Raw genomic sequence first — 17,369 nt, 5'->3', positions numbered from 1 at the left:
AGCAAGAAAAAAATCCTATTTGTCATGCAAAAAGGATTCTAGTTGGTGAAAGGCGGTGGGAGAAAAATCGATAGACAAAGTCTCGATTTCGTAGTCCAAGCCCCGCGAAGATGATTAGGAGTTTTGGGAGTCTAAAAGACGAACGAAAAGTCCAATCAGCTATCGCGTCAAAGTTTGATTGCTAATAAAAAGTGAGGTCGGGATCTTTTGTCCCAACCTCTGTATATCTATTATTAGTATAGAAGTTCGTAAATTTCCATCGCAATCAAGTCGATGCTGTCAAAAGTATATGTTTCACGCGCTTCAACATCACGAAGTGTAAAAATTGGGCCATTTTCTTCATCATGGTTAAAAGCAACTTCAGCTACAACAACTCCCTCGCGCTCAAAGTTACGTTTTAAGTTACCACCATCTTTTGTCATTGCTTCTAGGCGGTTGATGATTCTAACCAAATGTGATTCCATTTTGATTCTCCTCCATTTCTTATCGTTACTATTTTACCATAAAGAGTATCCACTTGACTAGAAAAAACTAAGATTTCTCGCTATTTCTGTTTTCTTTGAAATTTTATTGAAAATGAAAGGAAAAAGATTGCATTTTTATTCAAAATATGTTATACTCATACAAGTTTTAAGTTAGAAATTAGAAAGTAGTGGATTTATGAATTTTTCTTTTTTACCTAAATATCTGCCATATTTTAACTATGGTGCTTTCGTAACAGTCTTGATCTCTGTTTTGGTTGTCTTTTTGGGGACAATTTTAGGGGTAGTCTTGGCTTTTGCTCAACGTTCTAAAATAAAGCCCATAGCTTGGCTTGCCAATGTTTATATTTGGATTTTCCGTGGAACACCTATGATGGTTCAGATCATGATTGCTTTTGCTCTTATGCATATCAATGCTCCGACAATTCAGATTGGAGTTTTGGGAGTTGATTTTTCACGTTTGATTCCAGGGATTATCATTATCTCTATGAATAGTGGTGCCTATGTATCAGAAACAGTTCGTGCTGGTATCAATGCAGTACCTAAAGGTCAATTAGAGGCGGCTTACTCTCTAGGGATTCGTCCTAAAAATGCCATGCGCTATGTCATCTTGCCACAGGCTATCAAGAATATCTTGCCAGCCTTGGGGAATGAGTTTATTACCATTATCAAGGATAGTTCACTCTTGTCAGCAATCGGTGTCATGGAATTGTGGAATGGAGCTACTACGGTGTCAACAACCACCTACTTGCCTTTAACTCCACTCTTATTTGCAGCCTTTTACTACTTGATTATGACCTCTATCTTGACACTAGCCTTGAAAGCTTTTGAAAATCGTATGGGACAAGGAGAGAAAAAATAATGACTGAAACGCTTATTAAAATTGAAAACCTTCATAAAAACTTTGGGAAGAATGAAGTTTTAAAAGGAATTGATCTTGAAATCAAAAAAGGGGAAGTTGTGGTGATTATCGGACCATCTGGTAGCGGTAAGTCAACCCTCCTTCGCTCTATGAATCTCCTTGAAGAAGCGACAAGAGGAAAGGTTATCTTTGAAGGAGTAGACATTACAGATAAGAAAAACGACCTCTTTGCCATGCGTGAAAAGATGGGAATGGTTTTCCAACAGTTCAATCTCTTCCCCAATATGACAGTGAAGGATAACATCACGCTTTCTCCTATCAAGACCAAAGGGGAAAGTAAGGAAGTTGCTGAGAAGAGAGCGCATGAGCTCTTGGAAAAGGTTGGTTTACCAGATAAGGCAGATGCTTATCCACAAAGTTTGTCTGGTGGGCAGCAACAACGTATCGCTATTGCTCGTGGTCTTGCCATGGAACCAGATGTCCTACTCTTTGATGAACCGACTTCTGCCCTAGACCCAGAAATGGTAGGGGAAGTACTAGCGGTTATGCAAGAACTTGCTAAGTCAGGAATGACTATGGTCATCGTGACGCATGAGATGGGTTTTGCGCGTGAAGTGGCAGACCGCGTCATCTTTATGGCTGACGGTATTGTTGTCGAAGATGGAACTCCAGAGCAAGTCTTTGAACAAACCCAAGAACAAAGAACCAAGGATTTCTTGAGTAAGGTTTTGTAAAATATCGTTTATTAGAAAAGCTCCAAGTGGGCTTTTTCTTATAGTTTCAGACTATAAGGTCTCTTAGGTAAGAAGTGTTAGAGGGACAAGTGTTTTTTTGATATAATAGAAGATATTTGTTAGAAAAGAGAAAACACATGACACAGATTATTGATGGCAAAGCTTTAGCAGCTAAGCTACAAGGACAATTGGCTGAAAAGACTGCGAAATTGAAAGAAGAGACAGGTTTGGTTCCTGGTTTGGTGGTTATTTTGGTTGGGGACAATCCAGCCAGTCAGGTTTACGTTCGTAACAAGGAACGTTCAGCGATAGCTGCAGGTTTCCAAAGTGAAGTTGTGCGAGTTCCTGAAACCATTACCCAAGAGGAATTGTTGGACTTGATTGCCAAATACAATCACGATCCAGCTTGGCATGGTATTTTGGTGCAGTTGCCATTACCAAAACACATCGATGAAGAAGCTGTTTTATTGGCTATTGATCCAGAAAAGGATGTGGATGGTTTTCATCCGCTCAACATGGGATGCCTTTGGTCTGGTCACCCAGTTATGATTCCTTCAACTCCTGCTGGTATTATGGAAATGTTTCATGAGTATGGGATCGACTTAGAAGGTAAAAATGCAGTTGTCATTGGTCGTTCCAATATTGTCGGTAAACCAATGGCCCAGTTGTTATTAGCTAAGAATGCAACTGTAACCTTGACCCACTCACGAACACATAATCTTGCCAAGGTAGCTTCTAAGGCAGATATTCTTGTCGTAGCAATCGGTCGTGCTAAGTTTGTGACTGCTGATTTTGTCAAACCTGGAGCAGTTGTCATTGATGTGGGGATGAACCGAGATGAAAATGGCAAGCTCTGTGGCGATGTTGACTATGATGCTGTTGCGCCAATCGCTAGCCATATCACACCTGTACCTGGTGGAGTTGGACCTATGACCATTACTATGTTGATGGAGCAGACTTATCAGGCGGCATTGCGTAGTTTGGTTAGATAATACAAGCATTGATTTTATATAGTGAAGAAACAAGTTCTAAAAAATGAACTTGTTTTTTCTTGCACTTATTTTAATAAAATTACAGTAAAACTTCTACAAATTATTGAAAATCCTCTACTATTTTGATATATTAAAGTTAACAATGTTTATATCTAAAAATTTAGTTGGCGTTCTGGGAGGAGGTTTATTTTTTAGTAAAGAATGTAATCGCTTACTAAATATATAAGAAAGGAAAACAGGATTTAATGGATAAGAGATTTTTTGAAAAACGTTGTCATTTTAGTATTCGTAAATTCGCCATTGGTGCGGCATCTGTCATGATTGGAGCTAGTATATTTGGTCTTCAGGTAGCGCAAGCTGCTGAAACCGAAACAACTAGTCCCAGCGAAGAAACGATTCACCAAGTTCAACCTTTAGAGAAGCTTCCAGATGATCATGCTGCAGCCATTGCAAAAGCTGAGCAAAATGGCCCACAAGATTCAGCTACTGGAGAAGAAAATGATGCGGTTGAACCAGCAAAACCAGTAACTGAAGAAAAGATGACTGAGGCTACAAGTCCTAAGGAAGAAAAGGAAGCAGAAGTAGTTAGCCCTAAAAAAGACAAAGTTGAAAAAACTGAAAAATCTGCTACTGAAGTGGACGGGAAAGAGTCTACAGATTCAGAAGCAAGTTCTGACAAGCTAGCAGTTCGAGAAGAACATACTGATACACCTAATCAGAATAAACCTGTAACGGACGATAAAAGCAAGGAAGAAAAAGCTTCGGCAAGTGAATTGCCTCAAGCCACAAAAGAGAAGGAAAAAGAAGACCAACTGTTGCAAGAAAGAAAACAAAATTTCAACAAAGACTGGTATTTTAAATTAAACGCTCAGGGTGATTTTTCTAAGAAAGATGTGGATGTTCATGACTGGTCTAAGTTGAACCTTCCTCATGACTGGAGTATCTATTTTGATTTCGATCACAAGTCTCCTGCTCGTAATGAAGGTGGTCAATTAAATGGTGGTACTGCCTGGTATCGTAAGACCTTCACGGTTGATGAAGCTGCCAAGGACAAAGACGTTCGTATCAACTTTGACGGTGTTTACATGGACTCTAAGGTCTATGTAAATGGTCAATTTGTAGGTCATTATCCAAGTGGTTACAATCATTTTTCATATGATATCACTGAATTTTTGAATAAAGATGGCAGTGAGAATACTATTGCTGTTCAAGTTACCAATAAGCAACCAAGTAGTCGTTGGTACTCAGGAAGTGGGATCTATCGTGATGTGACGCTTAGCTATCGTGACAAGGTGCAGGTGGCTGAGAATGGCAATCACATTACAAGTCCGAAATTAGCTGAACAAAAAGATGGCAATGTTGAAACACAAATTCAAAGCAAGATCAAAAATACTGCCAAGACTCTAGCTAAGGTATTTGTAGAGCAACAGATTTTTACTAAGGAAGGGAAGGCTGTCTCAGATTTAGTTCGTTCTGTAACCAAGAACCTAGCAGGAAATGAGACAGCAAACTTTAAGCAAACGATCTTGGTTAATAAACCAACTCTTTGGACAACGAAAAGTTATAATCCTCAGCTCTATGTTCTTAAAACCAAGGTCTATAATGACGGACAGCTGGTTGATGTGACAGAAGATACTTTTGGTTATCGTTACTTCAACTGGACAGCTAAGGAAGGCTTCTCTCTTAATGGCGAGAGAATGAAGTTCCATGGGGTTAGTATTCACCATGATAATGGAGCCTTGGGGGCAGAAGAAAACTATAAAGCAACCTACCGTAAATTAAAACTCCTGAAAGATATGGGAGTTAACTCTATCCGTACGACTCACAATCCAGCAAGTCCACAGTTACTTGATGCTGCGGCAAGTCTAGGACTTTTGGTCCAAGAAGAGGCCTTTGATACTTGGTATCGTGGTAAGAAAACTTATGACTATGGACGTTTCTTTGACCAAGATGCGACTCACCCAGAAGCTAAGAAGGGTGAAAAGTGGTCTGATTTTGACCTCAGAACCATGGTCGAACGAGATAAAAACAATCCTTCAATCATCATGTGGTCACTCGGTAATGAAGTAGATGAAGCAGATGGTGGAGAACGTTCACTAGAAACAGCTAAGCGTTTGAAAGCTATCATCAAAGCAATCGATACAGAGCGCTATGTGACCATGGGTGAAAACAAATTCAGTAATAGATCTACTGGAGAATTCTTGAAATTGGCAGCAATCATGGATGCTGTTGGTATGAACTACGGTGAGCGTAATTATGATGCAGTTCGTAAAGCCCATCCAGACTGGTTGATTTACGGTTCTGAAACTTCTTCAGCGACTCGAACTCGAGATTCTTATTTTGATCCTGCTCATTTACTCTGGCACGACAATCGCCCAAATCGTCACTATGAACAATCAGACTATGGTAATGACCGTGTAGCCTGGGGCAGAACAGCTACTGAATCTTGGACCTTTGACCGTGATCGTGCTGGCTATGCAGGTCAGTTCATCTGGACTGGTTTCGACTATATCGGTGAACCTACACCTTGGCATAACCAAGATAATACACCAGTGAAAAGCTCTTACTTTGGTATCATTGATACGGCAGGCTTGCCTAAGAATGATTTCTATCTCTATCGCAGTGAATGGTATAGTGCCAAAGAAAAACCAACTGTTCGTATCATGCCTCACTGGAATTGGACTGAAGAAACGCTTAAAGAACGTAATATGCTGGTCAATGGCAAGGTGCCTGTACGGACCTTCTCAAATGCCGCCAGCGTAGAATTGTTCTTGAATAACGAATCCCTTGGTAAGAAAGAATTTGTTAAGAAAACAACTGAAGATGGGCGCCCTTATCACGAGGGAGCTAAACCAAGTGAATTGTATCTTGAGTGGTTGGTTGACTATAAACCGGGTACCTTAACAGCTATTGCTCGTGATGAAAATGGCAAAGAAATTGCGCGTGATAGTGTGACAACAGCTGGGGAACCAGCTAGAGTTCGTCTCACCAAGGAAGAACATGTCATTACTGCAGATGGTAAGGATTTGTCTTATATCCATTATGAAATCGTTGATGAAGACGGCAATGTTGTACCAACTGCCAATAATCTTGTTCATTTCAATCTTCATGGCCAAGGCCAAATCGTTGGTGTGGACAATGGGGAACAAGCTAGCCGTGAACGCTACAAAGCTCAGAAAGATGGCACATGGCAGAGAAAAGCCTTCAATGGTAAAGGTGTTGTCATCGTTAAATCGACTGAAAAAGAAGGTAAATTTACCCTTTATGCGGATTCTGCAGGCTTGGCTTCAGATCAAGCAACAGTCACAACCGTTTCAGGCAAGAAAGAAAATCGCCATTTTGTCGCTTTTGCCCCTGTGAAGGCAAGAACTGATGTCAGCGAAAATCCTAAATTGCCAGAGACTGTGACAGCTATTTATAGCGATGGTAGTGTCGAAGAAAAAGCTGTGACTTGGGACATCCCAGAAGATCTCCTTTCAAGTGCTGGTGAGAAAAAAGTCCTTGGTAGTGTGGAAGGTCTCGAAGCCAAGGCTGAAGCACTTGTTAAGGTGGTTGCACTCGATAAGTGGTTGCCTAAGGTAGCAACAGTCCCAGTGGGAACAGCAGCAGAAGATTTGGATAAAACTGTAACGGCTGTTTTGTCAGATGGTAACTTGGTTGATGCGAATGTCGTTTCTTGGACCTTGAAAGATCCATCTGCCTTGACAAAAGAAGGTGGACGTACTGAAGCAACTGGTAAATTGGAAGGCAATGACTACGAGGTTACGGCAACCTTTATCGCGAGTGATAAGGAAACAGAAAGTACTGTTACAGGTCTCACTGTTGGTGACAAGGCTCTTGAAAACTTTGAGCCTGGAAAGACCTACTACCGAGTATCCCTTCCTTATACTGCTAAAATCCCAAGTGTTGGAGCACAAACTACTGGCTACCAAGTAACTGTTCAACAAGCTTCAGTAGCTAATGATTATCAGGCTTCTGTATTTTTGAGTGACCAGAAGGGCGATTTAGTTCAAACTTACTTGATTCAATTTGTGAAAGAAGCGCCTGCCTTGACACGCTTGGAAGTAAGTGTAGAAGGTAAAGAAAATGCAACAGAAGATCAAGTTCTTACTTATCATGTAATTGGTCATTATGAGGATGGTTCACAGACTGAATTTTCAGCATCAGATATCCATTTGGAAGCTAAGTCAGCTGATGGTGCTCATCTTGAGGTAAATGGTCAGAACTTGCTTCTTTACAAGAAAGGTAGTGTAACCCTCACTCCTCGTATTGACAATCAAACTGATAAGACTCAGTCTGTAGAAACTGAACTGGTCATCAAAGAAAATACAGTAGACAAGAAAATTGTCAAACTTCATCCTGTTTCTATCTCTACAGATATCAATCAGCAACCGAATTTACCTAGTCAAGTTGGAGTAGATTTTGATAAGGGCTTGCCTCGTAAGGTAACTGTAACTTGGGACAAGGTAGATGCAAAAGATCTGAGCTACTATCATAGCTTTACCCTTAAAGGTCATGTAGAAGGCACAGACATTGAAGCTCTTGCCAACGTGACTGTTGAAGGTTTGCAGGTTGCAGAAGAAATCAGTTTAACTCTACCTAAGGGTGAAACGGTTCAATTGCCAGCTAGCGTCCGTGCTTATCATTCAAATGGAACAACTGTCTATAAAGATGTCGTTTGGGATAAGGTTCCTGAAAACTTTAGTCAGACTGAAGGTATCTATGAAATCAAGGGTCAATTAGTGGGTAGCCATCTGACTACCAAGGCTCATGTTCGTGTTTCTAGTCAAGTTGTTGCTGGAAATAACATCTCTAAACAATGGACGGGTTCCCAATTGCCAGCGGCTATCGTGTCCAATACGGGTGGTGATGATTCGGCAAGTACTTTGAATGATTTGACAGTTTCAAGAGCCAGTACAGATGTTAAGAATCGATGGACTACATGGCAAACAGGTACTGATAATGACTGGGCATCTATCTTGTTTGGTAACTCTGGTGATTTGACCAAGCGCTTTGTCGACAATCTGTCAGTTGATTTCTATACAGACGGGGCAATCGGACTTCCAAAAGAATATGTTATTGAATACTATGTCGGTCAAGAAGTTCCAGATCTTCCAAATGATGTCAATAATGCTCAGCGTGATACCAACCATCCATTCAACAATGCTGCCAACTGGAAAGAAGTTGAACATCTCAAAGCTCCAGGACAATTATCTGCAGGTCAAACAAACCACTTTACATTTGATAAGGTTGAAACTTATGCTGTTCGTATGCGTATGAAGAAAGCAGATGGAACTGCTGGTGTTGGTTTGACAGAAATCACTATTTTAGGAAGTAAAGTTCCAAGTGCTACCAGCTCAGAAATTTCTATCCAAGTAGATGGCAAGAAGCTTGCGCATTTCAATCCGTCTAAGACAGATTATTATATTCCTCAAGCAAGCAAGGAAATCACTGCAACAGCCAGCAACAACGGTGTGGTGACAGTTGTTCCTGCAACAAGTGAAAAAGGTGCGACACGCCTTATCTTGAAAGCAGAAGACGGAACCATCTTGAAAGAATATCGCATCTTCCGTGATGATGAAAAAGAAACAACACAACCAGTAGCTACGGAAAATAGTGCTCAGACCCTGAATGTTGGTGATCAACTTCAATTGCCTGCCGAAGTAACGGTCTACTATCCATCACAAGCTGGCTGGGTTAAAGCTAACCTTGCTGTCCAATGGGATGCTGTGCCAGAACATGCGACTGCCCAAGAAGGTAGTTTTGAAGTCCTTGGTCATGTTCTAGGAACAGACTTAACAACCAAGATGCAAGTAACAGTTTTTACAAAAGGTAATCAAGTCATTTCAGAAAATGCAAGCAATAATGCAACTGATTCTAAAGCCTTTGCGTCTACTACAAATGATACACAAGCAGCTTCTAGGGATAAGATTTTCTATATCAACGATGGGCACTTTAACGAGGATGGACGTTGGACTAACTGGTCTCGTACTCCGAAGGACCAAGAAACATCTGTGGGAATTCTCTTTAAGAAGAATGGCCAGATTACACCTCAGTCTGTTGGAAAAGTAGCCATTCAATTCTTTAAAGACAGTGGAACAGACGCACCAGCAAAAATGGTACTGGAAAGATATGTTGGTCCTGCCTATACAGAACCAAGCACCATTTCTCGTTATGAAGAAAATGCGGATCATCCATTTAACAAGGCAGAAAACTGGCAAGAAATTCCTTATAAAGCATCTGGAGAAATCGTGGCTGGTAAGCCGATTGAATTTACCTTTGATCCGATTGAGACAACAGCCATTCGAGCACGTATGACTCGTAAATCTACAACTAATGGTCTAGCAATGGTCGAGTTTAGTGCTTACTCTCCTGCTAAAGCAAGAGATGAGGAAACTCCTTCAGTATCCATTTCGGTTGCTGGAAAAGCATTAGAAAACTTTGATCCTGAGGTTTCAGATTATACAGTGAGCTTAAATGGCACTAAACCACAGGTGACTGCTCAAGTAAGTGGTCACGGTGTGACAACGGTTGTTGAGTCTAGTCAGGATAACCTTCCTACTCTTGTCCGTCTTCTTGCTAAGGATGGTAGTCTTGTCAAGGAATATCGTATTCACTTCAAGGCTAGTCACCGTATAGTTCCTGAAGAAGGCGACCAAAGTCCTGTTCTCGAACGACCAAGTCTAGAAGTTGTGAAGACTCCAATTCTATTTAAAGAAATCATCCGTGAAAATAATGATTTAGCTCAAGATGAACGTCGTGTAATCTCAGAAGGTAAGAACGGTGAAAGAGTTGATTATGTTGAGGTCTTAGGATCTAACCGTACAACTGTTCATACAGATACGACTGAGGCACAAGATCGAATTGTTGAAGTTAAGGTCAAACCTGTCATTACTACTAGCAAAGGTGACGAGCCAGCTCCAGTCGTAGAAGTTCCAGAATTTGAGGGCGGTGTCAATGCAGTAGAGGCGGCTAAGCATGAGTTGCCAGAATACACAGATGCAATTGGGACAGCAGGTGACGAGCCAGCACCAGTAGTAGAAGTCCCAGAATTTGAGGGCGGCGTCAATGCAGTAGAAGCGGCTAAGCATGAGTTGCCAGAATACACAGCTGCAATCGGCACAGTAGGCGACGAGCCAGCTCCAGTAGTAGAAATTCCAGAATTTGAGGGTGGTGTCAATGCAGTAGAAGCAGCTAAGAATGAGTTGCCAGAATACACAGCTGCAATCGGTACAGTAGGCGACGAGCCAGCTCCGGTAGTAGAAGTTCCAGAATTTGAGGGTGGCGTCAATGCAGTAGAAGCAGCTAAGAATGAGTTGCCAGAATACACAGAAGCAATCGGCACAGTAGGCGACGAACCAGCTCCAGTGGTAGAAGTCCCAGAATTTGAGGACGGTGTTAATGCAGTAGAAGCAGCTAAGCATGAGTTGCCAGAATACACAGAAGCAATCGGCACAGTAGGCGACGAACCAGCTCCGGTAGTAGAAGTTCCAGAATTTGAGGGTGGCGTCAATGCAGTAGAAGCCGCTAAAAACGAGTTGCCAGAATACACAGATGCAATCGGTACAGTAGGCGACGAACCAGCTCCAGTGGTAGAATTCCCAGAATTTGAGGGTGGTGTCAATGCAGTAGAAGCCGCTAAGAACGAGTTGCCAGAGTACACAAATGCACTTGGCACAGTAGGTGACGAACCAGCTCCAGTGGTAGAAGTCCCAGAATTTGAGGACGGTGTTAATGCTGTAGAAGCCGCTAAGCATGAGTTGCCAGAATACACAGAAGCAATCGGCACAGTAGGCGACGAACCAGCTCCAGTAGTAGAAGTGCCAGAATTTGAGGACGGTGTCAATGCAGTAGAAGCGGCTAAGAATGAATTGCCAGAATACACAGAAGCAATCGGCACAGTAGGTGACGAACCAGCTTCAGTGGTAGAAGTCCCAGAATTTGAGGGCGGTGTTAACGCTACTGAAGCAGCCAAGTATGAGTTGCCAGAATACACAGATGCAATCGGCACAGTAGGTGACGAACCAGCACCAAGTGTTGAAAAACCAGCTGCAGAGGTTCAAATCTTATCTGATAAGGAAACTGGAGTTCTGGTAGCAGGGCTATCTCAAGACCTGGATGCTAATCTCAAGCTTCAAGTTCATAAGGTTCTACGCCAAGAATTAGCTGGTAAGCAATACGATGCTTATCAAGTGAAATTGCTAGATAAAGATAACCAAATGGTTGATCCAAAGGGTGCAGTTCTAGTGAGATTGCCAGTCAAGGGTCAGGTTCAAGAGGTTTATCACATGAGCTTAGATCAAGGCTTGCAGGTTCAAAAGGTGACGCTTGTAGGTGACACAGTTGAATTTGTCACCAAAGATCTAGGACTTTATGCGATTGTCTATAAAGAACAAAATCAAGAACCAGTAGAATCAGCTCATGGGCTAGCAGCTCAGGGAGAGGTTTCTGGAAATAATCCAGGAAAAGCAAATTCAGCAAGACTTCCAGAAACAGGTGAAAGTCGATCTGATACAGCTGCCTTCCTAGCAAGTCTCAGTCTTGTTTTATCAGTGGCATTACTAACAGTTAAACGTAAAGAAAAATAGAGTTTGGAACTCTACATTGCTGATTGATTGTAGAAATACTTGGACTATCCCAGTGGATAGGATGGAAAAATGCTACAACCATATGGAGAGGACCTCTAGGTTCTCTCCGTTTTTTAAAATAGGGATGAAACCGCTTAGATGAGTGGTTGGAGGAAAGGAATAGAAGAAAGATGGATCATCAATTTTTTGAGAAACGTTGTCATTATAGCATTCGAAAATTTGCAATAGGAGCAGCTTCAGTTATGGTTGGCGCGAGTATCTTTGGAGCTAGCATGGTACAAGCTGCAGAGACAGAGCCCGCACTAGAAGCAGAAACAAGTCTTACACAGCTTCCACCAGAAGATAAGTTATCACCAGAATTGGCAGGCGCTATTAAAAGTGCAGAGGCAGACTTTGTTTCAGAGACTAAAGTGGCTAAGTCCCAAGTTCTCGAAGAAACTTCTTCAAAGCCAGTAGAAACTAAAAATTCTACAGTAGAGAAGGGAGTAACAACCGTAGAAAATGCTTCTACTGAAGTAGCTCCTACTGAGACTAATGTAGTTACAGAACCCACGAAACCAGCTGAAGTAAATGGAACGGTGGAGAAAGCTGATTCATTTACAGCAGACAAACCTGCAAGTAAAGCAGAAATTGATGCCGCAAAATCTCAAGTAGCTAAAAAAGAATATACGGTATTCCCAAGACCTCAAAAGGTAACGTATGGCGATGGGGTCACTGCTCTAGAAGGAAAGGTAAATCTTGTCTTTAGCGATGGCTTAGATATTTATACACGTAACCGTGCCAAAGAAGTTCTCCAAGCTAGCAATGTATCCTATACTACCAGTACAAAAGCTACAGAAGGAGCAACCAACATTTTCCTTGGAGTGCGTGGGAAAGCTCCTCTGGCAGAAAAAGAAGTCCAAGATATTTCGTCTGAATTATACGATAAAATTGATGCCTATGTATTGCGCGTGAAGGACAATAAGATTTCGATTGTCGGAAAGGATACCGATGCTGTCTTCTTTGGACTAACAACCTTGAAACAGATGCTGAAGGAGAGTCCTGTTCCGGTTCTTAGAGATGTGACCGTAGAAGACTATGCAGAAGTGAAGAACCGTGGCTTTATCGAAGGCTATTATGGAAATCCTTGGACCAAGGAAAACCGTGAAGAGTTGATGCGCTATGGTGGTGACTTGAAGTTAACTCAGTACTTCTTTGCGCCTAAAGACGATCCCTATCACAATGCAAAATGGCGTGAACTCTATCCAGAAGAAAAAATGGCAGAGATTCGTGATCTAGCTCGTGTGGGGAATGAAACAAAGACTCGCTATGTATGGACCATCCATCCATTTATGCATAAGAAGATGCGTTTTGACACGGATGAATTATATAAACAGGATTTAGATGTCATTAAAGCGAAATTCACTCAGTTGCTGGATGCAGGTGTGCGTGAATTTGGTGTTCTAGCTGATGATGCGGCCTGGCCTGTTGGTGGCTACAATAGTTATGTTCGGTTAATGACCGACCTGACAAATTGGCTAACTGAACAAGAAACAAAATACAGCGGACTTCGTAAAGATATGATTTTCGTTCCAGCCTGGTATATGGGACAAGGGACAGAAGATGAACTTCGTACGCTCAACGAACGCCTTCCAGAAACGGTCCATTTAACTCTAACAGGAGGAAAAGTTTGGGGTGCAGTTGACCAAACCTTCCTGACAAATTTGAAGAAGAATTTGACAGAAGGTGGCAAGAAGTATCGTCCGATTCATTTCTGGATCAACTGGCCTTGTAATGATAATATCAAGCAACACTTGATTCTGGGTGGTGGTGAAAAATTCTTACATCCCAATGTTGATTTGTCCTTGGCTCAGGGCATCATGCTAAATCCGATGCAACAATCCGAAGCTTCAAAGGTAGCCCTTTTTGATGTGGCTCAGTATGGTTGGAAGCAATGGAGAAGTGCGGAAGAAGCTGAAAAAATCAATGATATGGCCTTTAACTATGTGGTCAATGGAAACTTTGAAGAAAGTGATGTATCAAAAGCCTTTCGTGAACTTGGTAAGCATATGCGCAACCAAAACCGCCCTCCACATGTCACAAAATTGGAAGAATCTGTTGAGCTTGCACCTAAATTGACAGACTTTTATAACAAATTGAAGGCTGGTCAAAATGTAGATGCAGAGAGAAAAGAATTAAAGGGTATCTTTGCAAACTTGAAGGTTGACGCCCTCCTTCTGAAAGAAAAAGGGGACAAGAAGCTTATTGACCAAATCCACTACTGGTTAGACAATACAGTGGACCAGATGGATGCTTTAGAAGCCTTGCTGACAGCGACAGAAGGTTTGGCTGAAAAGAATGATGCTAAGGTTTGGGAGCATTATTATGCTGGGGTTAAGTATTACGATCAGTCCATTAGTTATTCCTTCTTCTATGTAGACCATTATGAACGGGCAGAGTTTGGGGTGCAACATATTCGTCCATTTATCAATAACTTAAAGGAATACTTGGCAACACATATCCAGACCATGCTGCATCCAGATAAACTTGTGACCACCTTTATTACCAACCGTGCGGGGATTGAAGGAGGTCTTGCAGAAGTAACAGATGGCGACTTGGATACTCATGCGATTGTCAAGACGACAACCGTTATTGAACGAGATGATTATGTAGGACTTCGTTTCAATAAAGCCATTAAGGTTCATACGCTAGGTTTTGCTACAGGAACAAAGACAGCCGATAATTATACCTTCGGAAATGCCCTTGTCGAGTATCAAAACGAAGAGGGCGACTGGGTGGCTCTCACAAGTCCAGCCTACACAGGTAGAGAACGTACGCTTGAATTTACTAATCTTGATATTACGGCACAAGCAGTTCGTATGCGTGCCACTGCTAAAAAAGATAATGCTTGGCTTGCCATGCGTGAGATTGCTGTCAATAGACCGCTCGAACTTGGAAGCAAGAAGGTAAAAGGAACCATTACCCTAAGTCCAAATCTGGTTTACAAGTATGGAACCAGTGTGCTTCAAATGCAAGATGGCAAAGATAACACCGAATCTATGATGGCTCATGCCAATCAAACAAATGTGACTCCAGAAAATGCTTGGGTTCAAATGGACTTGGGTGGAGCTAAGAAAGTGAAACATGTTCATCTAGTTCAAGGGGAAGGTGACAAACTAGCAGCTGGTATCATCGAATATTCTACAGACGGTACAAACTGGAAGACACTTCAGACCTTAGCTGGGGATCGAATTTCAGATATTAGCCAAAACTTCACAGCCCAATACGTTCGTGTTCGTAATACACAGCTTCTCAGCAAATGGTGGAGAATTGCGGACTTTAGAGTTGACGTCGATACACCAAATACTGATTTGACCGTCACCAATGTCGACAGCTTGAAAGAAACGCCAGTAGTGGACAGTCATGGTCGTTATGAAATGACCTTACCTCAAGGGAATCATCTTCCAGCAAATGGCTATCTTGGCTTGAAATTGGACCGCCTCCATGAAGCTAGTTCAATTGCACTTGAAGGTGCAGGTGAAACAGGTTTGACGCTGGAATATTCAGCAAATGAAGTAGAATGGCTGAACACTGACCAACTTCCAGAACACGCCTTAGTGCGCTATGTACGCATCGTGAACAAGACAGATAAGGACAAAGCGCTTCCTACTGGAAAATTAGTCGTTAAGACAAAAGAAGTGGATCCAACTGAACTCTTATCAACCACTATGGGCATCCACCAATATTATGGTGCTAATGATGTTCGTCGCGTACACAATTTAGGTCAACTGTTTGATGGGGACTTTAATAATTTTGTAGAATTTTCTGATTATCAACGTAAAAACGGGGAAATTGTCATGAAACTAGGCACAACTCGTAACATCAAGAAGATTCGTGCCTATATTCAGGATGCTCAGCGTAATTATTTGCGTGATGGAAAGATTCAAGTCAGTGAAGATGGTAAGAATTGGACGGATGTTGTAACAGTCGGAGATGGTTTGGAAAATGAAATTCGTGATAATTCCTTGACCGACGGCTGGACACATGATTCTGCAAACCCAGGCAACCGTTATATCGAAGGTATTCTGGATCAACCTGTAACTGCTAAGTTTATGCGTGTTCTCTTTACAGCGGATTATAATGCTCGTTTTGTAGGATTTAGCGAAATCGTGATTAATGATGGTGAATTTATCAATCCTGAAAATAATCCTACAGTGACAGGAACTGGTAGCGAAGAAGCGGATAACCTGAAGAAAAATATGACTGACGGTAATGTATTGACTAGCTATGCAGCTACTGAAGATAAAGGAGAGCTTGTTTATCATTTATCTGAAGAAACCAAGGTCAATCATGTTCGCTTGATTGCTGACTTGCCAGAAGGTGCAAAAGTAAATGTCCAAGTTCGTACCTTGAATGATGCTGGTGAATCAGTATGGAAAAATTTGGGTGAAGTAAGATCAAGTTTCCAAACCTTTGCCCTTTCAGGAAAAAATCCACGGATTCTTGAGGTAAAAGTTTCTTGGGAAGGTGGAGAACCAGAGTTCTACGAAATGACTACCTTCTATCAAGAAGTGGAAAACGATCCAGCACCGACAATAAGTAAAGGCGACGAGCCAGCACCAGTGGTAGAAGTGCCAGAATTTGAAGGTAGTGTCAATGCAGTAGAAGCAGCTAAGAATGAGTTGCCAGAATACACAGATGCAATCGGCACAGTAGGAGACGAACCAGCTCCGGTAGTAGAAGTCCCAGAATTTGAAGGTGGTGTCAATGCAGTAGAAGCCGCTAAGCATGAGTTGCCAGAATACACAGAGGCAGTTGGCACAGCAGGTGATGAGCCAGCTCTAGTAGTAGAAGTTCCAGAATTCAAGGGCGGTGTCAATGCAGTAGAAGCAGCTAAGCAAGAGTTGCCAGAATACACAGCTGCAATCGGTACAGCAGGTGACGATCCAGCACCAGTGGTAGAAGTGCCAGAATTTGAGGGTGGTGTCAATGCAGTAGAAGTCGCTAAGCATGAGTTGCCAGAATACACAGCTGCAATCGGCACAGTAGGCGACGAACCAGCTCCAGTAGTAGAAGTTCCAGAATTTGAGGGCGGCGTCAATGCAGTAGAAGTGGCTAAGAATGATTTGCCAGAATACACAGCTGCAATCGGCACAGTAGGCGACGAACCAGCTCCGGTAGTAGAAGTGCCAGAATTTGAAGGTGGTGTCAATGCAGTAGAAGCCGCTAAGAACGAAGCCCCAGAATTTACAGGTGGCGTTAATGCTGTGGAAGCAGCCAAGAACGAGCTGCCAGAATACACAGGAACATTGGCTACAGTGGGAAATGAGCCTGCACCAAGTCTTGTTAAACCAGCCGAAGAGGTTCGTATCTTGACTGATAAGGAAACTGGAGTTCTGGTAGCAGGGCTAACTACAGAGTTATCTAAAGACCTCAAGCTTCAAGTGCAGAAGGTTCTACGCCAAGAATTAGCTGGTAAGCACTACGATGCTTATCAAGTGAAATTGCTGGATAAAGATAACCAAATGGTTGATCCGAAAGGTGCTGTCTTAGTGAGATTGCCAGTCAAGGGTCAGGTTCAAGAGGTTTATCACATGAGCTTAGATCAAGGCTTGCAGGTTCAAAAGGTGACGTTATTAGGTGACATAGTTGAATTTGTCACCAAAGATCTAGGACTTTATGCGATTGTCTATAAAGAACAAAATCAAGAACCAGTAGAATCAGCTCATGGA

The 17,369-nt window shown here is 42.1% G+C and carries 6 protein-coding genes; 5 read left to right on the top strand and 1 reads right to left on the bottom strand.

Annotated elements, in window-relative coordinates; genetic code table 11:
- Positions 1 to 233 precede the first annotated feature (233 nt).
- Entirely contained in the window at positions 234 to 464 is a 231-nt protein-coding gene (locus QEZ38_RS00320; RefSeq protein WP_000443576.1) for a DUF1797 family protein, read from the bottom strand.
- 196 nt (positions 465 to 660) lie between these two features.
- Between QEZ38_RS00320 and QEZ38_RS00315 the strand changes: the two genes are divergently transcribed.
- The 5 genes from QEZ38_RS00315 to QEZ38_RS00295 all read left to right on the top strand — a co-directional run.
- The gene (locus tag QEZ38_RS00315; RefSeq protein WP_281334620.1) at positions 661 to 1,344 is read left to right on the top strand and encodes an amino acid ABC transporter permease; all 684 of its coding nucleotides are present in this window, start codon (positions 661 to 663) and stop codon (positions 1,342 to 1,344) included.
- The gene (locus QEZ38_RS00310) at positions 1,344 to 2,078 is read left to right on the top strand and encodes an amino acid ABC transporter ATP-binding protein (RefSeq protein WP_281334619.1); all 735 of its coding nucleotides are present in this window, start codon (positions 1,344 to 1,346) and stop codon (positions 2,076 to 2,078) included. Before QEZ38_RS00315 ends, QEZ38_RS00310 begins: the two co-directional genes overlap by 1 nt.
- 137 nt (positions 2,079 to 2,215) lie before the next feature.
- Positions 2,216 to 3,070, top strand: coding sequence for a bifunctional methylenetetrahydrofolate dehydrogenase/methenyltetrahydrofolate cyclohydrolase (locus QEZ38_RS00305; RefSeq protein ID WP_281334618.1), 855 nt, complete (start codon positions 2,216 to 2,218; stop codon positions 3,068 to 3,070).
- Between the two features lie 245 nt (positions 3,071 to 3,315).
- On the top strand, positions 3,316 to 11,658 hold the full coding sequence (locus QEZ38_RS00300) for an SIALI-17 repeat-containing surface protein (protein WP_281334617.1): 8,343 nt from the start codon (positions 3,316 to 3,318) through the stop codon (positions 11,656 to 11,658).
- 170 nt (positions 11,659 to 11,828) lie between these two features.
- Positions 11,829 to 17,369: SIALI-17 repeat-containing surface protein (locus QEZ38_RS00295; RefSeq protein ID WP_281334616.1), on the top strand; the 5,541-nt coding region annotated here is incomplete at its 3' end.

It is taken from the genome of Streptococcus taonis, assembly GCF_029948085.1.
GTDB classification, from domain to species: Bacteria; Bacillota; Bacilli; order Lactobacillales; family Streptococcaceae; genus Streptococcus; species Streptococcus taonis.
This window is presented reverse-complemented; position numbering and strand designations above follow the sequence as displayed.

Bases quoted from the DNA above. Each gene is read 5' to 3' on its own strand.
- QEZ38_RS00320 (WP_000443576.1), bottom strand. From the start codon at position 464: ATGGAATCACATTTGGTTAGAATCATCAACCGCCTAGAAGCAATGACA.
- QEZ38_RS00315 (WP_281334620.1), top strand. From the start codon at position 661: ATGAATTTTTCTTTTTTACCTAAATATCTGCCATATTTTAACTATGGT.
- QEZ38_RS00310 (WP_281334619.1), top strand. From the start codon at position 1,344: ATGACTGAAACGCTTATTAAAATTGAAAACCTTCATAAAAACTTTGGG.
- QEZ38_RS00305 (WP_281334618.1), top strand. From the start codon at position 2,216: ATGACACAGATTATTGATGGCAAAGCTTTAGCAGCTAAGCTACAAGGA.
- QEZ38_RS00300 (WP_281334617.1), top strand. From the start codon at position 3,316: ATGGATAAGAGATTTTTTGAAAAACGTTGTCATTTTAGTATTCGTAAA.